General features: G+C 40.2%; 16 protein-coding genes and 1 pseudogene. 6 read left to right on the forward strand and 11 right to left on the reverse strand.

All coding sequences use genetic code 11. The features are described 5' to 3' along the window. Position 1 precedes the first annotated feature (1 nt). Positions 2 to 781, reverse strand: a complete 780-nt coding sequence (locus V7K31_RS31115; RefSeq protein WP_335100314.1) for a class II glutamine amidotransferase — start codon at positions 779 to 781, stop codon at positions 2 to 4. Positions 782 to 1,418: 637 nt separating this feature from the next. Between V7K31_RS31115 and V7K31_RS31120 the strand changes: the two genes are divergently transcribed. From V7K31_RS31120 to V7K31_RS31135, 4 genes are all read left to right on the forward strand, one after another. Further along, the gene (locus tag V7K31_RS31120; RefSeq protein ID WP_335100316.1) at positions 1,419 to 2,828 is read left to right on the forward strand and encodes a DUF3131 domain-containing protein; all 1,410 of its coding nucleotides are present in this window, start codon (positions 1,419 to 1,421) and stop codon (positions 2,826 to 2,828) included. Positions 2,829 to 2,949: 121 nt separating this feature from the next. Then, a complete protein-coding gene (locus V7K31_RS31125) occupies positions 2,950 to 4,935 on the forward strand; it encodes a glycosyltransferase family 2 protein (RefSeq protein ID WP_335100318.1) in 1,986 nt (661 codons plus the stop codon). Between the two features lie 73 nt (positions 4,936 to 5,008). Further along, positions 5,009 to 5,731, forward strand: a complete 723-nt coding sequence (locus V7K31_RS31130) for a PIG-L deacetylase family protein (RefSeq protein WP_335100320.1) — start codon at positions 5,009 to 5,011, stop codon at positions 5,729 to 5,731. Positions 5,732 to 5,840: 109 nt separating this feature from the next. Next, positions 5,841 to 6,167 carry an STAS domain-containing protein gene (locus V7K31_RS31135; protein WP_335100322.1) on the forward strand — a complete coding sequence of 109 codons (327 nt, stop codon included), beginning with the start codon at positions 5,841 to 5,843 and terminating at the stop codon, positions 6,165 to 6,167. 197 nt (positions 6,168 to 6,364) lie between these two features. Here V7K31_RS31135 and V7K31_RS31140 read toward each other — a convergent pair whose 3' ends face one another. Continuing rightward, positions 6,365 to 7,555, reverse strand: coding sequence for a PP2C family protein-serine/threonine phosphatase (locus V7K31_RS31140; RefSeq protein ID WP_335100324.1), 1,191 nt, complete (start codon positions 7,553 to 7,555; stop codon positions 6,365 to 6,367). Positions 7,556 to 7,705: 150 nt separating this feature from the next. Here V7K31_RS31140 and V7K31_RS31145 point away from each other — a divergent pair, with 150 nt between their 5' ends. Continuing rightward, a complete protein-coding gene (locus V7K31_RS31145) occupies positions 7,706 to 8,122 on the forward strand; it encodes an ATP-binding protein (RefSeq protein WP_335100326.1) in 417 nt (138 codons plus the stop codon). Positions 8,123 to 8,181: 59 nt separating this feature from the next. On the opposite strand, the gene V7K31_RS32025 is transcribed toward V7K31_RS31145, so the two are convergent. From V7K31_RS32025 to purD, 8 genes and pseudogenes are all read right to left on the reverse strand, one after another. Next, a complete protein-coding gene (locus V7K31_RS32025; protein ID WP_442941426.1) occupies positions 8,182 to 9,480 on the reverse strand; it encodes an ATP-binding protein in 1,299 nt (432 codons plus the stop codon). A gap of 147 nt (positions 9,481 to 9,627) precedes the next feature. After that, a pseudogene (locus tag V7K31_RS32030) lies at positions 9,628 to 10,614 on the reverse strand (histidine kinase dimerization/phospho-acceptor domain-containing protein); the annotation flags it as partial. A gap of 4 nt (positions 10,615 to 10,618) precedes the next feature. Beyond that, a complete protein-coding gene (locus tag V7K31_RS31155; RefSeq protein ID WP_335100330.1) occupies positions 10,619 to 11,143 on the reverse strand; it encodes a Rab family GTPase in 525 nt (174 codons plus the stop codon). Between the two features lie 198 nt (positions 11,144 to 11,341). After that, the gene (locus V7K31_RS31160; protein ID WP_335100332.1) at positions 11,342 to 13,567 is read right to left on the reverse strand and encodes an OmpA family protein; all 2,226 of its coding nucleotides are present in this window, start codon (positions 13,565 to 13,567) and stop codon (positions 11,342 to 11,344) included. A 164-nt stretch (positions 13,568 to 13,731) separates the two neighbouring features. Continuing rightward, positions 13,732 to 14,388, reverse strand: a complete 657-nt coding sequence (locus V7K31_RS31165; protein ID WP_335100334.1) for a hypothetical protein — start codon at positions 14,386 to 14,388, stop codon at positions 13,732 to 13,734. Between the two features lie 259 nt (positions 14,389 to 14,647). Beyond that, positions 14,648 to 19,369: a response regulator gene (locus tag V7K31_RS31170; RefSeq protein WP_335100336.1), complete on the reverse strand. Its 4,722-nt coding sequence runs from the start codon at positions 19,367 to 19,369 to the stop codon at positions 14,648 to 14,650. 13 nt (positions 19,370 to 19,382) lie between these two features. Beyond that, positions 19,383 to 20,624: a hypothetical protein gene (locus V7K31_RS31175; protein ID WP_335100338.1), complete on the reverse strand. Its 1,242-nt coding sequence runs from the start codon at positions 20,622 to 20,624 to the stop codon at positions 19,383 to 19,385. A gap of 366 nt (positions 20,625 to 20,990) precedes the next feature. Continuing rightward, positions 20,991 to 22,265, reverse strand: a complete 1,275-nt coding sequence (gene purD, locus V7K31_RS31180; protein ID WP_335100573.1) for a phosphoribosylamine--glycine ligase — start codon at positions 22,263 to 22,265, stop codon at positions 20,991 to 20,993. An 862-nt stretch (positions 22,266 to 23,127) separates the two neighbouring features. On the opposite strand from purD, the gene V7K31_RS31185 reads away from it, so the two are divergent. Continuing rightward, positions 23,128 to 24,087 (forward strand): NAD-dependent epimerase/dehydratase family protein, encoded by a 960-nt coding sequence (locus V7K31_RS31185; RefSeq protein ID WP_335100340.1) that lies wholly within the window; start codon positions 23,128 to 23,130, stop codon positions 24,085 to 24,087. Positions 24,088 to 24,262: 175 nt separating this feature from the next. Here V7K31_RS31185 and V7K31_RS31190 read toward each other — a convergent pair whose 3' ends face one another. Then, positions 24,263 to 24,625, reverse strand: a complete 363-nt coding sequence (locus V7K31_RS31190; protein ID WP_335100342.1) for a hypothetical protein — start codon at positions 24,623 to 24,625, stop codon at positions 24,263 to 24,265. Positions 24,626 to 24,776 lie beyond the last annotated feature (151 nt).

Here is a 24,776-nt window from a genome sequence, read left to right on the forward strand (position 1 = left end):
CTTAACTGAATGCATATTTCAGAGGTAATCCGTCCTGAAAAACTAGTAATTCTCCTGGTTGGATTTGTGTCCAAACTTCGTTGTCAGTGAGGGGTGTGGTAGCAATAACAGCGACGCGATCGCGTTCAGTAGTCACTTCCCGAAAATCTACGGTCATGTCTTGATCAATTAAATGGGCAGCTGCAAAGGGCGCTTGGCGAATAATGTAGCTGAGTTTAGTTGTGCAATAAGCAAAAAAGTGTTCTCCATCTGATAACAGGTAATTAAATATACCTGTATTTGCAATCGCGTCACTAATTTCTTGCAGCACAGGGTACAGTTCTTTTATGTCAGGCTTACCCTCAGAAAAGCGCGATCGCAATGTTTCTAGCATCATACAAAATGCTTTTTCACTATCGGTGTCACCTACGGCTTGATAAAAGCCCAAATTTTCTGGATCAAAATCTGGCAAATTACCATTGTGGGCAAACACCCAATATTGACCCCACAATTCTCTGCGGAAAGGATGGCAGTTGTGTAGGGCAACTTCACCCTGAGTGGCTTTGCGGATATGGGCTATGACATGGGTTGAGTGGATGGGATAACTCCGCACCAACTCCGCTACAGGAGAAGCAACAGAAGGTTGGGCATCTAAAAACATTCGACATCCCTTTCCTTCAAAGAAAGCAATGCCCCAACCATCGCTATGATCATCCGTTTTTCCTCCCCGTGCAGAAAACCCTTCAAAAGAAAAGCAAATATCCGTTGGAACATTGCAATTCATTCCGAGTAATTGGCACATAATAACGCCATAGCAATAGTTTCAGCAATTAAGAAAATTATTCATACCATTGACGTACTATCTTAGAGCTTTTTGTAAATTTAAAACGTATTTAACCTGACATTTTTCGTTAGTTCAAAGATACTATTAATGTACCAAGGGCATACATCCCATCTTTATACCAAAAGTTCTCTAACCGATAGTCCAACAACTTTAATTATAACTAAAGCGTTTGTAATGAGTTATCGGATAACCAATGTATAGGCACTTTAAAGACAAAAAGACCAGCATCCCACAGCTGGTCTAGAAAATATTTTTTTGCGTTGTCTTCTCAAGAGAGTTAAAACCCAATTGCGCGTTCCCAAAATGCAAGGGGCAACTTTTCTTAACAATATTGTAACATCCAACACAGATTTTTCCTGAATATTCATTAAAAACAGATGGGAAGAAGGCTTAAAAGCCTCTATCTATCAGGATAATTCAGCAGATTGCAGGGTATAGATGGGGGGCAGGGGGCAGAGCTTTCATGACTCCTGAATTCTGTTTTGTTATTAATCAGTTCTATTTGGGAATACTTGTACAAGATGCGGTAGCTTTCACCAGCAACAGATATTTGGTAAGTCTTTTATCCCCTGCTGAGTTGGCAAAGAAGATATAAATGGCAACAAGCGTGATCAAAAGTATGATTTTGCAATCAGTTTTGTACACAACGACAAATCAACAATCCTTACTTTGTGCGAATACTGCGACATGGCAATGCTCTCCTACCCCATCTATGATTATTGCTGCCCCTGATAACTTTAACCCTGATGTGCAAACACCACCGCCACAACTTATTCCAAAACCTACTGGTCCCACAGTCACGCCAGTACCGCTAAAACCAAAACCGACTACTCCTTCGCTGAAAACCTCACCACCGCGATTGACTCAAGAAGCAGATCAAATTGCCGCCGCGCGGGCTTGGAAATATTTTGAGCGTAATTGGAATCCCCAAACAGGTTTAGTAAATTCGGCAGACAACTTGCCCTGGACAACTTGGTGGGATCAGGGTAGCGCCTTATTAGGAATTCATGCGGCTTACCAGTTAGGATTATTGCCGCAAGAAATCTTTCAACAGAGGATGAACAATTTACTACAGACGTTGGAAAAACTGCCGCTACCGCCAACTGGTTTGCCCAACAAAGCTTATAGCACCCGTACTGCTGAAATGCGCCAACTGAATGACACCCCCGATCCCAAGGGTACAAGTGGTTGGTCAGTGCTAGATATGGCGCGATTTTTATTAGGATTACATATTATGCGATCGCATTATCCAGAATATAGCGATCGGATTAATCACATCGTCGCTCGCTGGAATCTATCGAAACTTGTCAAGGATGGTTGGTTAAATGGTGCTATCCCCAGAGCCGGCAAACTTCTCGAAGTCCAGGAAGGGCGATTAGGCTACGAGCAATATGCTGCTCACAGTCTAAAGCTGTGGAACATTCAAGCTACTAATGCTCTCTCGAATCCACCAGTCAAAACGGTTAAGGTTGATGGTGTTACTCTGCAAATCGACGAGCGTAATTTCAAAAACTCTGGAGCTACTAACTATCTAACAAATGATCCTTATTTGCTTTGGGGTTTAGAAATGGGTTGGAATGATGCTGTCAAGCCTCAAGTACAAAATCTTTTGAAAGTCCAACACCAACGGTTTAAGCGCACTGGAATTTTAACTGCTATAAATGAAGATTCCTTAGATCGTCCCCCTTACTTTCTGTATTACAGCGTCTACGCCAATGGTAAAGCTTGGCAAGCCGTTAACACTACGGGAAAAGCCTATCCCCAATTGCGGTTTGTCAGTACGAAAGCAGCATTTTCTTGGTTTGCTCTCATGCCAGATCAGCCTTACACAAAAATGCTACGAGACTTTGTTCAAAATTTATCAGATAAAAATCGCGGCTATCTTTCAGGACGATATGAAAATTCCCAACTCGGTGTTAATGCTTCAGTTGATGTTAATACGAATGCGATCGTTTTAGAAAGTCTGCTCTACCAAGCTAGAGGCAGGCATCCACTAGCCGATTAATTTTATTTTTGGTAATACCAATTTGAACAATCATTCCGATAGATGAAGCGCTTAAAAGCCTATCCAGTAACGAGATGCTACGGGAATACAATCCAAAATATAAAATCCAAAATTTTCTAATATGACTTCAGTTTCTCTTAATGACAATTCCTCAAATTTTTCAGGTAACAGCCGCTCATCACTCAAAAAAAGAACGCTGTTATTTCGCTACCTGGCAGAAATAAATTTAATTTTTGGGATCTGGTATTTGCAATGGCGCATTACCCATTCGATCAATTTTGATGCGCTCTGGCTCTCGATTCCTTTGCTGATAGCAGAAATTTATAGTTATTTTGGCGGCGTAATGTTTGTAATTGGGTTATGGCGTCCTTTAGTCCGACAGATTAAGTCTATCGACCAAATGACCCCACCTCTACCCATATCCGACTGGCCAACAGTAGATGTGTTTGTAACCTGCTACAACGAGCCGCCGGAAATTGTCGAAGAAACTGCCAAAGGCGCCCTAGCAATGAATTACCCGTCAACAAAGTTACGGGTTTATGTGTTGGATGATGGCAACTCGGCTGATATGCGAGCGATGACAGAAAGATTGTGTATTCAGGATTTGCAGTCACCACTACTACAACAAGAAGCGGAGCGGATTGATGCAGAACACTCTTATTTGTTAGAGCGCCTAAAGCAACTACAAAATCTGATACCTAATACTCAAGCCGCAGAACAATGGCTGCAAGCATCATCATCAGAACTTGTGGTTAACCGGGCTACTGCCGAATTTGTGCAAAGTCTGCGATCACTTATACTTTGGTTATCTCCGGCTGATCACAGTATAAGCGATCGCATAATTACCGAACGGAAAGCCTTAGAAGAAGCTATTCACAAGAAAGAACTGGAACTAGTTGAACTTGCTCGTTTTCGCTACATTGCTCGTCCCAAACCAGCTGGTGTACCCCATCATGCTAAAGCGGGTAATCTCAATTACGCGATTTTTTCTGGAGAAACTTCAGGACAGTTTATTCTTACCCTAGATGCTGACCATATTCCCAAACCACAATTTCTCAAGCGAGTTCTGCCTTATTTCTACACCTATAATCTTTTAATAGGTAAATATGAGCCGAATAAAATTGCTTTTGTACAGACACCCCAGGATTTTTACAACATTCCTCCAGGCGATCCGTTTGGACATCAAGCACATTTATTTTATGGTCCACTCCAACAAGGGAAAGATGGCATGAATGCCGCCTTCTATACAGGAACAGATGCAGTATTAAGGCGCGAGGCACTAATTAGTGTAGGACTGCAAAATTTTGCTGATGCGTATACCAAAGATGAAAAAAGTTTAAATGAATTTGATTTAGTTGGTGGGATATCGAGTAATAGCATTACCGAAGATATGAATACAGCCATGCGTCTGCATAGTGCTGGCTGGAAATCTATTTATCACCATGAACTTTTGGCAGAAGGTTTAGCACCAGATGACCTGAGTTCTACTCTGAAACAACGGCTACGCTGGGCACAAGGAACTATCCAAGTGCTAGTGAGGGAAAATCCACTGACAAAATCAGGGCTAACATTTTGGCAAAAATTGCATTATTTTAAGACGATGTATAGCTATTTCTCTGGCTTTGCCACTCTAGTTTTTATTTCTTGCCCAATCATCTATTTCTTTACAGACATCGTTCCAGTTAAAACTTACGGATCTGACTTTGCCCTACACTTTTTCCCAGCTTTTATGATCAACCGTTTGACTTTTATTACCGCTACTTGGGGCATTCCAGCTAGAGAGATTTGGCGAGCTGAACAATATGCGATCGCTTTATTTCCTTTATTTATCCAAGCCGTATTCAGTGTGTTTTTTGGGGGCAAACTCAAATTCCAAGTAACACCTAAGCAGCGACAATCTGGAGTGTATCTCCAACTAGTTTGGCCTCAAATACTTATCTTTTTCCTCACCATTCTAGGAATATTATGGAGCCTTTACCGCTTTGCAATTGGTGAACTAAATAATCCTTTAGTTCACCTAATCAATGGTGCATGGGCTATCTATAACTTGTTACTTTTGTGGGCTATAATCCGTGCATCTGTTTGGCAGCCTCCAAAAGAAGCCTAAGAGGTAAGCAGGGAAAGAGGAGATGAATAATAAATAACTCCTGACTTATAAATCCAATCTAGAAAAAATGGCTATGAACATTTATTCAGACTCAAACAACTTTGGTCAGCAAACTGTCTTAACAATTTATGCTCACGCTGATGATGAAGTCCTTCCTGCTGCTGGCACTCTCAATCTGATGTCTAAAGCAGGATGGAATGTTCATTGCTTAATTTTGACTGATGGCGGTCTTTCCAGTTCGCCTATTAAGGGTACACGTCATCAAGAAGCAGATGCAGCTGGTAAAATCATCGGTGCAACTTACGAGTTTCATGCACTTGAGGAGTGCAATTTCTCTACACAAGCAGTGATTAAAGTTGCCGAAGAATCCATTGGGCGTTGGCAACCGGATCTGATTATTACTCATGCACCACAACCGGAAAAATATGGACATAGAGATCATGAAGTGTGTGCGATCGCAGTTTCTAATGTTGCTACCCGCAAAAACATACCCTTATGGTATTCAGCACCACCTGTTTTTTTGCGTGGTTTTGAACCAAACTTTTTTGTAGATATTACCTCTGTAATTGAGGAAAAAGTCGCGGCTATTGGTTGTTATGAATCAGAGGCAAATAAAGCATTTATGCAACTAGATGCAATCCTGATTATTTCACGTTTTTGGGCACGAGAATTAGGTCAAAAAGATGGTTATTTTGAAGCTTTTGAAATTTCTCGACAATGGGTTGATGCTAGCTTCTTTGCTGCAATAGCAAATCATAGTAATCACCAAGCAAGAAAACAAAGCGGCGTTGCATAGTTAACGCAACAGAAAATATAAGTATTGCTATATCTATTGCAGTTTCCATGAGGTCAATGCCAAAATAAGAATATATAGTCTTCAAACAAATAAATAGGACAATAAACCCATGAAGTTGAGTGTAACAGTACTAGAGCTATCTGGAATCTTAGATGGTATTAGAGGTAATGAACTACGTCGTGAAGTTAGCACTATTGTGGCAAATGGAGCCGATATTTTGTTGCTTGATATGAAAGAAGTAAAGTTTATTGATAGCTCTGGTTTAGGTGCTTTAGTATCAGCAATGCAAATGGTACGAACTGCTAATGGTAAGCTGTTTGTCTGTTCGATCAGTGATCAAGTCAGGATGTTGTTTGAACTGACTAAAATGGATAGAATTTTTCAAACCTTTGCTGATCAAGATGAATTCAATCGCCAAGTATTGGCAACACAGTAAGCTGCAAGAAAATACAAAACTCAATATGCACATTCGACTATAGGACTTACGCAAAACTAACTACACGCTAATAGGGGCAATTCATGTAAACGCATTCACAAAGCGGCTACTCTACAGTTATCCAACGGAGTACCCGCAGGGGTATTACCCCTAAGCAGGAAATCAGGATTTCGGCTATTGTTTGCGTAAGTCCTGGACTAACCAAAGTTAACTTTTACCAAAGATAAATCATCATCAAGATTATCTTGAGCATTTAAGGTGAGAATCTTCGCTAATAGTTGATTTAGGTTACACGTATCTTTCTGGCTATATTCGGTTAGTAAGTCAATGAAAGCATCAATACCCCAAATTTTCCCATCTGACTGCTTAATTTCATAAGCACCATCACTAAAGATATATAAAGTGCTGTTTTCTTCGACTTCAAAAACAGCATTCTCAAATTGGACATCAGGTAAAAAGCCAATTGGTAAATCTAAAGAACTTAGCTGTTTAACTTGGATGCTTGTTATAGAGGTATTAGATAACAGTAAAGCTGGTGGATGTCCGGCGTTGGCATAAATGAGTTGACGTTTAAGGCGGTGATAAACTCCATACCAGATTGTGAAGTATTTATCACCGTGCTTCCTCATTTGGAAGGCATGATTTAGGGCTTTTAGGACTTCACTTGGTTGAAAAAAGTTAGTGTTCGGTAGAGATTGCGATCGCAAAACATTCAGCACAGATACAGATAGGAGGGCTGAACCCACCCCATGTCCTGATACATCTAACAAATAAATTGCCAAATGATCCTCATCAATCCAATGATGATCGAAGCAATCACCCCCTAACTGTGCTGAAGGAATAAACAGACTTTCTGTAGTTACTGATCCTACAAGCGGTGAAGGTAGAAGCGATCGCACATAATCAGATGCCTCTGCCAATTCTGCTTCCAAAATTTGCTTTTGGGTTTGCAAATCCTGATTGAGTGTCTCCAAAGCTTGCTTTTGACTTTGTAAATCCTGATTCAGCTGGTGTAACCTTAATCCTGCTCTTACCCGTGCTTTCAATTCATTCATCTCTATTGGTTTAGAGATAAACTCATCTGCTCCAGCGTCAAGTCCCTTAACTCTATCTTCCTCCTCTCCTGGGGCTGCTCCCCTAGCAGTCAATAGAATAAAAAAAGTAGTTGCTAATTCTGGATTTGCTCTAATTCGACGACAAACTTCTAGCCCATCTAGCTGGGACATCATCCAGTCACAGATAATCAGAGCCGGATGTAGTAATTGTGCTTGTGCAATTCCTTCCTCGCCATTTCTAGCGAGACTGGTATCATAGCCCTGATTTTGCAGTGTTCTTTTCAGTACTGTTCGCACTATCGGGTCATCATCAATAACCAGAATTTTAAACATAGATTACAGTTTATTAAGTAAAATGATACGTAAATAGTTGCTTTAATTTAACCTATATGCAATTTATTTGGGAATGTATAGTGAAAATACTCAAATTAAATAAATTAATTACCGAATATGAGCATCTCAAAATATTTTATTGGTTAAAAAGTGAAAAATAAAATTTATCTAAAAGTCAACACAGACCTTACAGCATCGCCTCAAGTATTATCTTGGTTCGAGCAGATGAATCAACCACCGATTCCTGATAAACAAATTTGGTGGCAATGTCAAACACTTTTGATGGAAGGCTTTACTAACATTGTTGAACATGCCCACAAAAATTTACCTATTGAAACTCCTATTGAGATAGAAGCTGTGCGGTTAGATAAATATATAGAAATTCGCATCTGGTCTCAAGGCGAACCCTTTGACTTAGAGCAGAAATTGCGGCAAACACCTGAATTTGAGGAGAATGAGCAAGAGCGCGGTCGTGGTTTAAAAATCATGTCCATGATTGCTGACAAGTTGAGTTATGAGCCAACAGTTGATAATCGTTACTGTTTATTTATTAGTAAATATTATTAAAGAGGAATGGGGAGTAGGGAAATAAGGAGATAAGGGAGGTCGGGGAGAAATAACACTGACTACTGACTGCTGATTAAAAATTCTTGGATGCGTTTAACAAACTCTTCTAACTCTGAGATTAAGTTAGTAGTACCTCGACGTTCTTGGTTACGAGCGAATTTTTCTAATTTTTCTGCCGCTAAGTGCATGGTTGTAGCTCCCATATTGGCACTAGCACCTTTAATTTGATGGGCTTGGAGCGCTAGTTGCCCAAAATCATCAGATGCGATCGCTATTTTCATTACCTCTAGACGAGGTTGAATATCTTCAACAAATATTTGCAGTAGTTCTAATTCAAATTCTAGGTTGTTTTCGGAGATTTGATGCAAATGTTTCCAATCAATTGGGAGGTCAACTGAACCTGTATCTGTTGTAGAAATTGTCTGCTCTGTGGCAGCTGTTTCTTTTGCTTTAAATATCACACTTCCCCAATGCTCTAGCGTCGCCGCCAATTTTTCTTTCATCACCGGCTTGCTCAGATAGTCGTCCATTCCGGCATCTAGACACATTTGTTTGTCTTCTTTCATGGCATTAGCTGTCATCGCAATTACTATAGGACGACGACCACTAGCAAAGTTGCTTTCTTGCCAACGATGAATTTCTTTTGTGGTTTCTAAACCGTCGAGAATCGGCATTTGACAATCCATCAGAATCAAATCGTAAGGTTTTTTTTCTAATAGCTGCAACGCTTCTTTCCCATTAACAGCGACATCAGCGCTGTAGCCCAAGCTCTGGAGTTGCTTTAAGGCTATTTTCTGATTCACCAGATTATCTTCAGTTAAGAGAATCCTAAAACTTTGGCTTGGCTCAATTTTAGCAGTTGGACTACGCTCACTGCTAAGTTTAGGGAAGTCAGGAGAATGATAATTAGCATTATTATCGTAATTTTTCACTTCTGGTATAGATGCGATTAATCGCGTCTGTACTTCTGACTGCTCTGGAATAACAGAAGCGGCAATCGTAAAGTAAAATGTACTACCTACACTAAGTTCACTCTCAACCCAAATTCTGCCACCCATTAACTCGCACAGTTGCTTGCAGATGGCAAGACCCAACCCAGTACCACCATACTGTCGAGTAATGGAAGAGTTAACTTGACTGAAAGCTTTAAATAAACGTTCCAGGCGATCGCTTGGAATTCCAATGCCTGTATCTTTAATACTAAACTGAATTTCGTCAGTAGTTGCACCCGAAGAATGATTAATATCGCCATTCTTACGGGTTATAACTGAAACTTCTATGCTTCCAGTTTCGGTAAATTTAATAGCATTACTGAGTAAATTAATTAAGATTTGGCGCAGTCGGGTGATATCTCCCACAATCATAGTAGGAACTTTAGGAGTATCTACAAATGTGAGTTTTAAACTTTTTTCTCTAGCTGTAGGCGCAAGTAAATAAAAAGCCTCATTAATGCAACTTCGCAAAGCAAAAGGTTCCTCTTCTAGTTCCAAGTGACCCGATTGTGTTTTGGAGAAGTCAAGGAAATCGTTAATAATTTTAAGTAAGGAATTTCCACTAGTGTAAATGATTTTAACAAAGTCTTGCTGTTCAGCAGTCAATTTACTATCTAGTAACAAACTGGACATACCAATTACCGATGCAATCGGAGTCCGAACCTCATGGCTAATCATCGCTAAGAATTCCTGTTTAGCAAGTTCTGCTTGCTTCCGTTCAGTCATGTCTCGCAAAATGTAAACGTAACCTTGAAAATGTTCAACTTCTGTCTTCACTATTGAGGATGAAAAAGCTACGGGAATTTTTTTACCACTTTTGGTATAGCAAAAGGTTTCTATCTCTTTTTCTAAAGGATTTATATCTTGAACCTGGAATATATCAATATTTTCACTACTTATTAGCGGATAAGTATTGACTTCTCTAATAACTTTTGTGATAGATTGACCCAGGATCTCTACTTCGTCGTATTCCAACAAAATTTGTGCAGCCAGATTTATTTTTTTGATCTTTCCTGATGGCGTTGTCACCAACAATGCATCTGCCATTGATGTCACAATTTGGTCAATATATTGTTTAGAAGCCTTTAAGTTACGTAGCAAAAGGTTTGCTTCATTTGCTCCTTGGAACAAAGATTGCTCAAGAACCATCCGTTCTGTGGAGTCTTTCACAAGAATTATTAACGGATTGTTAGAATAATTTTCTTGGATATTATTACTAATCTGAATATCAATATACAAAGGAGAAGCCGTATCTTGTGAGCGCCTAATTCCCTTTAATTCAAAATTATCTTGCTCTCCTTGTCGAATTGCATCAAAAATATCTTCAAGTCCCTCTAATTCTGGAAACACAATCCGAGCATCCTGGCCGGGCTTCACTTCATTAGGAATATCGGCAAAATGATTTACTCCTAAAGAGTTCTCCAGAATCTTGAAGTTTTCATCAATTATCAAATATTCAATCCGACATACAGATAATAATTTTGTCAACAATGAGTTCATCTTACTAAATTAAACGATTGGCTAAAGCTTGAAATATTTCATCAACATTCTTGCCCGTTTTAGCTGAAGTTATATATGTATCTAATATATTAGCTTGCTCAGTGAATTGATACATTTGGCAGATATTTTCTAAATATTCGGTCGCAATCATATCTGATTTGTTCAGTGCAACAACAATATAGCTTTTAGGATTAACAGCTAAAAAAGTTTGAATATGCTCCCGGATATGATTGAGTGTTTCTGGTTGTGTGACATCACCAACTATCACAGCACCTTTTGAACCCTGAAAATAATTTTGAGCAACTGCCTTAAACTTATTACTACCTTCAATATCCCAAATTATCATCTGTAAATCCTGCCCATTATGTAAATCTTTTTTAGAAAAACTAACTAATTTACGAGAGATTTTTACTCCTACAGTTGAAAGATATGCATCACTAAATTGAGACTCTACAAATTTGCGAATTAGACTAGTTTTGCCAACACCAAAATCACCAAACAAGCATATTTTTTTAGAGATTGTAGACATAATATCCTGGCGATTGGAAATCGCGGCTATACAAGGAAAACCCACCGAACTAGGTTAGAAAATACTTGATTTTGCATTAGTCCACGGAGGTGGACTTTGGTTTGTGTATTAGCGTTCGCGTCAGCGTGCCGGAGGCTCTATTATATTCGTCAAATACTTTTAAAACATCCTCTCATCCGAATCATAGCTACTATAAACTTAAAATTGCTTGTTTATTTTTGAATTTTGAATTTTTAACGGTTCTAGAACAACACAACGGCTTAACCAGAAGGGGTGAGTTGTATCAATTCCTGGTGGTAAATTTGTCCTACCAATAACCTGTAGACGAGATGGTTCAACACCTAATTTAATCAGTGCTTGTTGTACAGCCTTTGCTCGCGCTAGTGCCAATTTTTGAGATGCGATCGCATTTGTATCAGTATGATCATAACTATAACCAATAATTTTTAAATCCTGATTTGGGTGCTGATTCAGGAAAAACTTGACCTGTTGAACCTTATACCCTAAATCCGTTCTCATCAAACTTGCTGAATCGGGTTGAAAGTAAAATCGAACTTCAATTCGCAAGGGTTGTACTCGCACCACGCTAGACACAGATTTTACGCCGGGAATTTGTTCAAATGCATGAGCAATAATTTGAGCATCTGCAATCCGGTTGACACTACCTTCGACAGCTACTTTATCCGCTATGTATTGAGCGGAAATTGTTATACCGTCAGTCTGATTTAAAACTGCTGTAACTCGTTTGACTTCAGCAGCAGCTAATACAGGATCTGCTGGTACTTCTACTAATAAAATTTGATTGTCAATCAACCAATTAGGGGAAGTTATTTTGACGATTTGCTCGGCTTTCTGGCGAAGAAGTTGATTAGGTAATCGTCCTGTTAATTTTAATTTATTGTGTTCTACCTGCACCGTTAGCCGATATACGGCTAGTTCTGGAGTAGAAGTTAGAGCCAACGAAGTTTGGTTTTCAATAGAATGTATAACTCCACTATGGTATTGCCAAATACCCCAAGGAATGAAAATGGTGCTGATCACTGTTAAGCCTAATATCAGTAGTGGCGAAAATTTCTTTTTCTTTTTATGCTGAATCTCTGTATCTTTCAGTTCTTCTAGAAGTGTAGAAACTTGAATAGGGATTAAATCTGGATCGCCGTCAAATTTCTCAATTAAATTACCATAGGTTTTAACGATTTTGCTGAAGGTTTGCCGCATTTCATAGGTAAATCTTTTGCTTGGCTTTCCTTGCACAACGATCGCTAAATAACAGTATCCTGCAACTTCTAAAATTATTTTGGATGTTCCATATTCAATTGCGTCTAATTCTGTTATCCTTCCAGATTGATTGATGCAATCATTGGCAAAACTGCGAATTGCTGTCAGCATTCCTGCGATCATTTCAGCCTCTAGCTGTTCTACATCAGAGTGCTGAATATCTGAGATAATTAAACCAGATGCTTTATGAATCAAGAAAATGGCTTGAATTGTAAATGGTAGAGCTTCTTTAAGAATTAATTCTGCTTCGGAAACTCCCTGTAACTTTGCACGAATTTTACGTTTGATGCCTTTAACGCTGAGGGTTTCTTCAACTTGTCGGTTAATGGCGCTGATTGTCTCTGCCATATATTTAGCTATGGTACTACCAATAATTGGGTAGAGTGCATCCACAACAATATTCTGTTCAATTTCAATTTGCTTTTTTATGGCTTGTCCGATTACAGGAGCGATCGCATCTGAAACTTCTTCTGGAGCAATAATAATCTGCTGGGAAATAGCTAGGGTAATAACAGGAGCGATCGCTGTACTCATGCTATTTTTATCCTGTTCAGTCCGACTCTGAATAGCCTGATCAATAATCGGAGCAATTACTTCGGCAATTTCCTCTTTTGACTCTGCGATCGTCAGCCTTAAAAGCTCAGAAATCCACGGTAGTAGTAGATTTATTAGTTCTTTAGGATCGTAAATTTGATGCTCTATTTGTGTTAATTTTTGTTCAAGTTTAGCTGTAATATTGTTTATTTCTGATAATTCATATCCGACCAATATCTCGCGTAAGTTTTGTAACGCATCCTCTGAATTGCTTAAGGTTTCTTCAAAAGTTGCAAATATTTCAATAGATTTTTCTAATTCTTCTTCTTGATAAATTTGTGATAAGTTAGATGTTTTTTGAGGAGAATTAAAAGACGACTCTAAATAAGCTTCACATACTTCTAATATCACTGGAGGAAGTTGCAGCAACTCAATTTCTTCTGGAATATACTCATTACTACGATCAGTTTCTGATGGTAATAAAGAAAAAGATAGCTCAGGTGATTCGATAATTTTGAGTTCGACAAGCAGATGCAATAAATTGTCAAGCTGTACAGCTTCTTCTTGCTTTAACTCAACAGATTGATAAATCGAATTTTCCACCTGAGTCATATCAGTAAGTCTCACTATTTCAAAGTGCGGTGTTAGGAGAGACGCGATTAATCGCGTCTGTACAGGAGTTAGGAGTTGAGACGCGATTAATTGCGTCTGTACAGGTGTTATTATTCTTCCCCTGCTCTCGTTGCTCCCTCATCTCTTTTTGCCTTCAGATTTGATTAGGAATGTAACTCTCCGGTACTGTTGGAGTTAGTTAACACTTTTGACAACTTTGTAGTTTCTAGAAATGGCAGAGTAGTATATTCGTCGCTGCCTTCATCGGCTGCTTCTCGCAATTTAGGAATTAACTCAGTTTCTTTCAGACGCATTCCCAAGGCAAAGAAAGTTTCAGCCATATCGTCTTTAGAAATTTTAGTGTCTGTCAACAGCGAGAAGCGTCGATCTATTTCTTCTAAAATCAGATCGCGTAATGCGGTGACATCATCTTGTAATTGGACTTTAGTCTGAAAGATTTCGTCTCGAATTGAGGTAGTTTGGCTATCTAACGTCTCATCAAGCGACTGAACGCTGTTAGAGAACTTTTTATTGAGTCTATCAACCTGTTGCCGTAAGTCAAGAGTTTCTTCTTGAGTTGTCGTGTTGAGTGACTTCAGCTTTTTCTCTAGCGCCTCAAACCCTGTCTTAAGTTCAGCCGAAAAGTTGGACTTGAGTTGATCAACATGCGATCGCATCTGTTGTTGCAACTGAGAGATATCTGACTCCAGCTTATTAAACCGATTTTCGTACTCTCTTACCTGTGTCCCAAGAATAATATCACGGATCTGATCGATATTGCCAAGCCGTTCTCGTACATCGTCTTTACTCATCTGACTCATTAGGAAAATCTCACTTTTTGGTAATCAATTGGGTACAGGAGGTGATGGATTTAACTTACACTTAGGCTAAAAATTCTCAGCATAGGACGCAGCTAACTCACCGAACCTGCTTTTAATACATCAAATTTATTATTCCCAGTTGTTCACAAGTTCTATCTTCAAAATAGGGAATGAGTAATGAAAAATGGAAGATAGATATTTTTCATGCTTACTCACAAAAAATCGTCACTGTTCATTTATTAATAAATGTTATTAATTTTCAGATTTTGGTGTTACTCTCTTTAGAGATCAAAAACTCTTGGATGCGTTTAATAAACTCTTCTAACTCTGAGATGAAGTTAGTAGTACCTCGACGTTCTTGGTTACGAGCGAATTTTTCTAATTTTTCTGCCGCCAAGAGCATGGTTGTAGCTCCCATATTGGCACTAGCACCTTTAATTTGATGGGCTTGGAGTGCTAGTTCCTGAAAGTCATAATCTGCGATCGCTATTTTAACTATCTCTAGACGAGGTTGAATATCTTCAACAAATATTTGCAGTAGTTCTAATTCAAATTCTAGGTTGTTTTCTGAGAGTTGATGCAAACGTTCCCAATCAATTGGGAGGTCAACTGAACCTGCATCTGTTGTAGAAACTGTCTGCTCTGTGGCAGCTGTTTCTTTTGCTTTAAATATCACACTTCCCCAACGCTCTAGCGCCTGTGCCAATTTTTCTTTCATTACTGGCTTACTCAGATAGTCGTCCATCCCGGCATCTAGACACATTTGTTGATCTTCTTTCATGGCATTAGCTGTCATCGCAATTACTACAGGACGATAACCACTAGCAAAGTTGCTTTCTTGCCAACGATGAATTTCTTTTGTGGTTTCTAAACCGTCCAGAACTGGCATTTGGCAATCCATCAGAATTAAATCGTAGGGGATTTTTTCCAATAACTGCAAAACTTCTTTGCCATTACCAGCAACATCAGCGCTATAACCCAGGCTTTGGAGTTGCTTCAAGGCAACTTTCTGATTCACCAGATTATCTTCAGCTACGAGAATTCTAAGTTTAGGGGAGACAGGAGAATGATCGTTGCTGTTGTTGTCGGAATTTTTCAGTCCTGACTTCTGAATTCTGACTTCTGTCTCCTGACTTCTGATTTCTGTCTCCTCTTGTTCCAGCTGCGTTCCTAAGATAGTCATGATGGTATCGAGGAGTCGGGACGGCTTAACAGGTTTGACCAAATAAGCCGCAAATCCGATTTTTAGCGCCCGTTGAATTTCATCCCGTTGATTAGTAGAGGTAAGCATAATCAAAGGTAGCCCAGCGATCGCTGAATTTGCCTTAATTTGCTCTCCTAAAGTCATGCCATCTATTTCTGGCATCTGCATGTCAACCACAGCGATGTCATAGAGAATTTTTTGCTTGACAGATTCCTGAATAGCTTTGAGGGCAATAGTAGCTGAAGCAGCCTGATCTACCAGCATCCCCCAACGGGTAGCTTGATGGTGGATGATTTTGCGATTAGTGGCATTATCATCTACTACTAACAAGCGCCGATTCAGCAAAAGTTCGCGTTTGCTCTTGGCGTTGGCCAAGCGATCGCCTTGTGAAGAAATAGGGTGAAGTTGTTTGGGGAGAGTTACTTCAAACCAAAACTTAGATCCTTTCCCTAACCGACTTTCTACGCCAATTTCTCCTCCCATCAAGCTCACTAGTTGCTTGCAGATGGCTAATCCCAAACCTGTGCCGCCATATTTGCGGGTGGTGGAAGCATCTACTTGGGTAAATGGCGTAAAGAGTTTGCTTTTGTCTTCAGGGGTAATGCCAAGACCGGTATCTGTAATGGCAAAATAAATGGTGGCTGTAGTAGAGTCTTCTGTACGCAATTCTGCTCTTAATACTACCTCTCCATTGCTGGTGAACTTGATCGCATTGCTAATTAAGTTCATGAGAATTTGCCGCAGGCGGCCAGCATCGCCTTGAAGGTGGGTGGGAACGTTGCTATAGATCAACGCTGCAATTTCTAATCCCTTATTATGGGCTGAGGGAGCCAATAATTCCAACACCTCTTCCACACAGATAGATAAGTCAAAATCTAGAGTTTCTAGCGCCATTTCCCCAGCCTCAAGTTTGGAGAGATCCAAAATTTCGTTGATTAGGCTTAAGAGGGCGTCTCCACTAATGCGAATTGTTTCGATAAAATCCTGTTGCTCAGGGTTTAAGGGAGTTTCTAACATTAAACCTGTCATCCCTAACACAGCATTCATCGGAGTCCGAATTTCATGGCTCATGTTCGCCAAAAAGGCACTTTTGGTTTGAGAAGCTAATTCAGCTTGGTGACGAGCAATTTCGAGTTCTCGTCGCTGTTGAGTTTCGGCATTTAACATTTGGGCTTGGGCTAAGGCAATACCTACTTGGTCAGCTATTTGCCGTAAAAGATGAGTTTCAAAGCTCGACCATTGGCGGGAACTGCCACACTGATGGACAATTAGCAAACCGCAGAGTTCTTCTTTGACAAGAAGGGGTATGACCAAATGGGACTTGACTCCAAATTCTTGCAGTAATTCCATATGGCTTTTTTCGGCTTCAGCTATATCCAATTCAGCAAACCCCAGATCCCGTTTTTGACGGTACTGCTGTAGATAGTACTGCTGTACATATTCTGCTTGAAAGTAAGCATTGGTGAGCTTGTTCTCTTTGATTGCCAGCCAGCCAGAAACTACTGCTTCAACCACGGTGGCTCCAGATTCATCTGCCAAAGGTTGATAAATCAAAACTCGATCGCTATGGAGAATTTTTTGTACCTCCGTAACAGTGATTTGGAGAATTTCTTTGATTTGCAAAGACTGACGAATCTTGAGGGTAATTTCAGTAAATAGTTGCGATCGCAAGTTTTGGCGCTGGAGTTCATCTTCTGCTTGCTTGCGTTCAATAAACTGCCCTATTTGCTCACCAATAGAATTCATAACTGTTGCCAAATCTGGATCAGGTTGCTGAATCTGATGGCTAAAGCAGGTTATGACACCGAGGATTTTTTTACCACCACGGATCGGAAAACCGAAAGCTCCGTGCAGTTCTACTTGGGCAGCGATTTGAAAGCGGACGAAATTGTGATCTTTAACGACATCAGCAATCCAAACAGGTTCACCACTAGCCCAAACACGACCCGGCAGCCCAATTCCTGGTGCAAAGGTGATCTGCCGACTTAAGATGTCAAATTCTTGCATTTCAAAGGAGATTTTATACCATGAATTTAGCCATCTCAGTAGATTTGCTTGCTGATCTACCAGCCAAAATTCATTTAAATCCCATCCCAAACTTTCGCAGATTCCTTGCATGATTTGGGGCATCGCTTCGTTGATTGTAGTTGACTCTGCTAAGACGCGGGTTGTAGCATACTCTGCTTTAAGATGCTGTTCAGTTCGTTTGCGTAAGCGAAGCTCCTCCTGGACATCGCTGATGTCAATACCAGTGCCAATAATATATTCAATGTCGCCCTTATCGTCTTGCAAAGTAGTGTTAGTCCAGGCAATCAGCCGCCGACTGCCATCTTTTGTTACCCAATAGTTTTCGTATTCATAGGGCGCTTCACCAGATCGCAACTGCTCAAAAACTGCTTTAACTGGCTCGATCTCTTCAGGAAGTAAAAACAAGTTCCAGAAATGCCTTCCTCTCACCTCATCAAATGAGTAACCAGTTGTTTGTTCACAAGCTTGATTGAAGCGAACGATTTGCCCTTGTGTGTCAATAACTATTACTAAAGTGCTGGCTGTATCAAGGACTGCTGAGATAAAGTTGCGTTCTTTGTTCAGTGTCTCCTCTGTTAATTGACCCTGTTTTACCTCACGATAAATGAAGAAGTAGACTATAGCCAGAATCACAAAACTTAGAAAAATAGCGATCGCAAGTGTCAAAACCGTGTTGTTAGCACTGGCTTTTGCAGCTTGTGACTGCTGTTGGAGCAACCTTTTATTCTGATTCTCTATCTCATGGATGACCTTGCGGATATCATCCATGAGATATTTTCCCTGATTTGTCTGGATTATCTCCAACGCCGCCTCGAATCCCTGATTATGACGCACGTATATAGTCTGCTTGAGTATGGCAAGTTTTGCAGCTATCAGAGATTCAAGGGTTGCAAACTGCTTTTGTTGGCTAGGTTGATCTGTTATTAAATCCTTCAGTTTTACAATTTTTTGATCGATGTTTCCAACTACTGCTTGATAAGGTTCTAGATAAATTTCTTGTCCAGTAAGGATATAACCGCGTTGTCCAGTCTCAGCATCCTTCATATCGGACAGTAATTCTTCCAGTTTATTGATTTTCTCTTGGGTTTTTTGCACCTGATTCTTAGTATCAATCAATATGCGTGTGTTTTGATAAGAAATCACGCCAATCAAAACTAAAATTGCTGATGCTAACCCAAACCCTCCGGCTACTCTTTTAAAAAATTGTTTGCGTCCCTTCTGTACTTGTTTGCGTGTATCACTTGCCAATACCAAACTTGCTAAGTTGCGCCGCATTTCTAATTGCTTGATTACCTGGCTACCTAGAATTCGCAATGCTTCAATTTGTTCTGGAGAGAGGTCTCTTGGTACATGGTCAATTACACAAAGTGTTCCTAGTGCATATCCTTCAGCATTAATTAGTGGTACTCCAGCATAAAACCGAACATTTGGGGCAGAGGTGACTAGCGGGTTTGTAGCGAACCTTTCGTCTTCTGTGGCATCAGGCACAACGAAAACTTCCGGTTGCATAATAGCATGGGCGCAGAATGCTACATCTCGCGGTGTTTCTAAGGCATCCAAACCAACTTTTGACTTGAACCACTGGCGATCGCTATCAACTAAACTGATTAAAGCAATGGGAGTTCCACAAATATATGAAGCTAAACGAGTGAGGTCGTCAAAAGGAGCTTCCGAACGAGTATCGAGGATCTTATACTCCAAAAGAGATTCGATTCGCTGTTTTTCGTTATCAGGTAATGGTGCTTTCATTCTTTAGTGACTCCTAAAATTTGACCCGCAACTGTCCTGTCAAAGAATTACCACTGTAGGCACTTCCCCCTGTATCTTGGTTGCGAATATTACTAAAGCTATAGCCCAAGTCTGCTTCGATATTGGGCGACAGCTTGATCGTACAGCGCGTTTGATAGGTATTGCCGTTGTCAAATTCTCCTTTAAGTCGCTGTTGTCCTAAGTTGGCAGCTAGGCGACAGCGTAAGAAATTAGCAATATCTCCCTCCCAAGCCACCTCAGCGTTGTAAACTAGAAAATCTGGTGGGGAAAAATAGCCACTTGTACGTTCTAAATCGCGATCGTAACTCCAACTAAATAAGTTAGCTGCTAGAGAAAATTGTCCAAACTTGCGCTCTAATCTACTAAAAGATTGCACATCGGAATTACCATCGTTGTAACTACCCAAACGCAATGATGAAAACAAGCTGGTGTTACGGTCAATCTGCCAATATAAATCAGGCCCAAATCGCCAAGCAGTAATTTGATTGCTTAAAGTTCGGGCATTGGATTTATAAGGCCCTTGTTCTAAATTACCTGATAATACTACTACCGATAGCAATTGACCTGATGGCGAAACTTGCGGCGGCGAAATGGGAGCCTCCACCTTAGCATTGAGATTGATAGCTGTAGGTAAACGATTAAACACATCGACTCCGACTGCTGTTTGCAGAGTCACTTGCCCAATTTTTCCTTGCCATCCAACTTGTAAGGGAAAATTGGTAATTGATTCAACACCGCGTTGCTCAAAGAAGTTAAAACCTGTTTTGAAAAATATTTTATTGCCATTACTCAATCGAAACTGAGCCGTTGGTTCAAAGAAAAAATTGGTTTGACCAAAGTTGTCTGTCTCATAGTGATAATCTGTATAAATATTTTCTAAAACTACATCCGGCGTTCCTGGTTCGGTGGAAGTTGTTGGTGAGCCAGAATTCTGCGGTGGTTTGGGTAACGCTGGTGGTTTGGGTAGCACTGGCGGTAATTGCAGATCAGGATTGAAGTTTTCGGGTGCCGCCATCAAAATAGGTGTAGGATTTACTTTGATGACTTGCTCGGTCAATTCCGAAGGTAATTTCCAGGTTTGATGTGCTTGGGCTGCTTGTAACTTAGCTTCTGATAATGTCCAAATACCGACGCTACAGATTACTCCTAATTGAATCTGTAGACATTTCAAGGCTAACTCAGTGTACAAACTAAATTGAGAAGCAAAGAGATCACGTCTAAAACTATCTGCCATTGGTCGATACTATAGTTGTAAATAAAAAACTTGCTGCCAAAAATTTTCTGGCTGCTAGCTGATGTATTCGGCTTGGGATTATGATGCCCACAATAGACGCTGATTAAGACATCGCAAAAAAAAAGGCGTTACCGTCGGCAAAACCTTTTCTCCCCCTCAACTATGCTTAAATTACCTAAAACCTCACCCTGTCTTGACTTTAATCCCTCTCCTTAATAAGGAGAGGGACAGGTTTTGCGTAGCATAACCAGGGTGAGGTTTCTTTGTCTCTGGCTTACCTCACCCTCAATCCCTCTCCTTATAAAGGAGAGGGAAGCTAGAGATAGGATGAAGTTTTGCATTTTATTTAATCCACGTTTCTTAGTGCTATTCCACTCTATGCCCGATATCTCTCCGGTAATATATTCCCTCAAACTGAATATATTTGATCCCTGCGTAGGCTTGAGCGATCGCTTGCTCAAAATTTTCTCCGATTCCAGTCACATTTAATACTCGACCCCCATCTGTGACTAGTTCTTGTTGCTGGTTCAACTTTGTACCTGCATGAAATACAATTGCTCCTGTTGCCTCTGCCTCGCCAATGCCAGTAATCACCTGGCCTTTCTCATATTCTCCTGGATAACCCCCTGAAGCTGCAACGACAGTGGCAGATGCTCCCCCTTTCCAAGCAATGGGCGGCAATTCACTCAATCGCTGCTGTACACAAGCTAAAAGCAACTCTTCTAGGGGTGTTTCTAACAGTGGCAAAATCACCTGGGTTTCTGGATCACCAAAGCGACAATTAAATTCCAAAACTTTTAAGTCACCATCGGGTGCAATCATTAATCCAGCATACAATACACCTCGGTAATCAATCCCTTTAGCTCGTAAGGTGGCGATCGCCTTTTCTAAGACTTCTGTTTGAATACGTGCCATCAAAGAAGGACTAGCAATGGGTGCTGGGCTGTATGCTCCCATCCCGCCAGTATTTTCCCCTGTATCGCCTTCACCAATCCGCTTATGATCTTGAGCTGGTAGCAAGGGTCGAATTGTTAACCCATCCGTCAACGCTAAAACTGATACCTCTTGCCCAATTAAACATTCTTCAATCACGACAAATTTACCAGCACTGCCAAACTGTCCCTGAAAAATTGCATCAATGGCATTTTGAGCCTGTTCAACTGTTTCAGCTACCGTTACACCCTTACCAGCCGCCAAGCCATCAGCTTTGACGACAATTGGCGCTCCCTGAGATTTGACGTAAGATTTTGCTGCGACTGCCTCCGTAAATACCGCAGTCCGTGCCGTCGGAATCCCTGCTTCTTGCATCAGGGCTTTTGCCCAAGCTTTACTCGCTTCAATTTGCGCTCCGGCTCTGACTGGGCCAAATACCATCAGTCCTTTGTCTTGGAGGTAATCTGTGATTCCCCTCGCTAAGGGGACTTCTGGCCCAACTATTACCAGAGTTATGCCATATTCTAGAGCATATTGGCTCATCCCCTCAAAATCATCTACTGCCAGGGACAAGTTTTGGCAACGTTCCATATTTGCCGTGCCTCCATTCCCTGGTACACAGACAACTTCCTCAATTTGCTTAGATTGCAACAGTTTCCATGCCAGAGCGTGTTCGCGCCCCCCATTACCTACAACTAAAACTTTCACTGATTTCCTTGTGCGTCCCTTGCGAAACGAGAATACCGTATTCGGCTCTCGCGGATCAATTTTTTCATCAATTATCACACTTGTGCAAGTTTCTTATGATTCAATACGGTTGGGTTAAGGATAATTTTAGGTTGGGTTGAACATTCGTGTTACCCAACATTAAACGTTAATTGTTGGGTTTCGTTCCTCAACATAGGTGTCAACTTAAGCGCAAACCCTTTTAAAACCTCGTTTCTAGCCTCTGGCTGGAAATGTTGATCATTGCGGCTCTGCCGCTAGTCTTGAGGCGGAGCCTCTAGAACGGTATTCCCAGTCGGAGACTCTTAACGAGATAATCTAAAAGCTGTTTTTAGGCAAACCCAACATTAAACGTTAATTGTTGGGTTTCGTTCCTCAACCCAACCTACGCAGATTAAGTAACGCACCTAAAATCTGAAGTGGTGCGTTAGCCTTTGGTGTAACGCAACGCCAGTTGGTACAACGGAGGGAACCTCTGCAACGCACTGGCTCCCCTACGTGTATTTAAAAAATCAAATATGAGTCCTATAGCTATGCAAAAATGTTATTTTAATTTAACTTGAATTACTCCGATCTGCTGATCTGTTTTAGCTATTAATTTTTAACTATATTTCTTCTTGAAACTAAATCTTATTAATTAGTGAATTGATAATTTTTATTGTTAGCAATTACTAAATACATTTAGGAATTTATTTTAAATACAAGTGTATTACTTTAATTATCTGTTATGTTGATAACCCTATAATAATGAATTTAAAAAATCCTCAATTAATAACGAATTATTGATTATAATTATTAACTTGTGAATATTAGAGATGAATCAGGATATAAAAAAATAGGCAACATGGCTAAAACTATCGTTACTGGAGCCGCCGGGTTTATTGGTTCTCATCTTGCAGAAACATTGCTGCAACAAGGGGAAGAAGTGATCGGAATTGATGAATTCAATGATTACTACGATCCGATGTTGAAGCGTAAGAATATTGTACACTTACATCGTTCACCTAGCTTTAGATTAATTGAAGGAGATATTCAGTTTTTAGATTGGCAGAAACTCCTAAAAGATGTTGATGTAGTTTATCATCAAGCAGCACAAGCAGGTGTTAGAGCAAGTTGGGGTAAAGCTTTTCGAGGTTACACAGAACGAAATATTAATGCTACACAAGTTTTGCTAGAAGCAGCTAAAGATGCTAAACATCTGAAAAGATTAGTATTTGCCTCTTCATCGAGTGTATATGGTGATGCAGAAACATTACCTACTCACGAGGGAATTTGCCCTCAACCAGTTTCTCCTTACGGCATTACAAAGCTAGCAGCAGAATTTTTGTGTGAACTGTATTACAAAAACTTTGGCGTACCCTGTGTGACATTGCGCTATTTCACAGTTTATGGCCCGAAACAACGCCCAGATATGGCATTTCATAAGTTTTTTAAGTCCATTTTACAGGATGAAGCGATTCCTATTTACGGCGATGGCCAGCAAACGCGAGAGTTTACGTTTGTTAGTGATATTATCGCTGCTAATTTAGCCGCCGCGATCGCACCCCAAGCAGTGGGAGAAATCTTTAACATCGGTGGCGGTAGCAGGGTAGTTTTAGCAGAAGTCTTGGATAGGATTGAAGAAATTGTTGGGAAATCAATCAAAAGAAACTATATAGAAAAGGCAATGGGAGACGCTCGCCACACTGCTGCTGATGTATCTAAAGCGCAGAAAATTCTAGGATATCAGCCGCAAGTTTCCCTAACAGAGGGTTTGACAGAGGAATGGAAGTGGGTAAAATCTTTGTATTCCCTATCTTCCTAATTTTCCTCATCTCCCTTATTTTCTTAACCCAATACAGTTCAGTTAAGGATAATTGTAGGTTGGGTTAAACGAAGTGAAACCCAACAAATGCCCGAAAATGTTGGGTTTCGTTCCTCAACCCAACCTACGCAATATATTTTTTTGTTATGCAACCATATTAATCGGAGTTTTGCCTTTAGCTGGTAGTCAAAACAACACCTTGGCGCAGAGTACGCTTGCGATCGCTTTTACGAGTACCCCCAGCCATCTGATACTCGTGGCTATTTTTACCAAATTTATAAGCAACACCAAGCAGAATTTTTTCAGAATAGTCTGCTAAACCTCGTTCATCTTCAGTGATTTGGGTTAATAAAACATCAATAGTAGAGAGAGTGGTATTGTAAGCTTCCAGAGATTGACGGAGATTTTCAATTTTATCAGTATAATCCTTAACCGTTAACCTCTCACCTACATCTAGGGTAAGACTGATAGATTTAATACTTGCCAAGCGCATCTCAGCCTTGCTAAGAATACGTGAATCGCGTTTCTGTCTTGCCATAATTAATACTCCTTTTCCCTGGAAAAATAACCTAGATTTCTAGTAACTCTATAGTGGACAATTTTTTAAAAGGTTGTCCTGCGTAAAATTGTTGATTTTTCTTAAAAACCCTAAAATTTGAGTAATTTCACCAATTTTTATCCCCCTTTCT

The organism is Nostoc sp. (assembly GCF_036917675.1).
Classification (GTDB): domain Bacteria; phylum Cyanobacteriota; class Cyanobacteriia; order Cyanobacteriales; family Nostocaceae; genus Nostoc.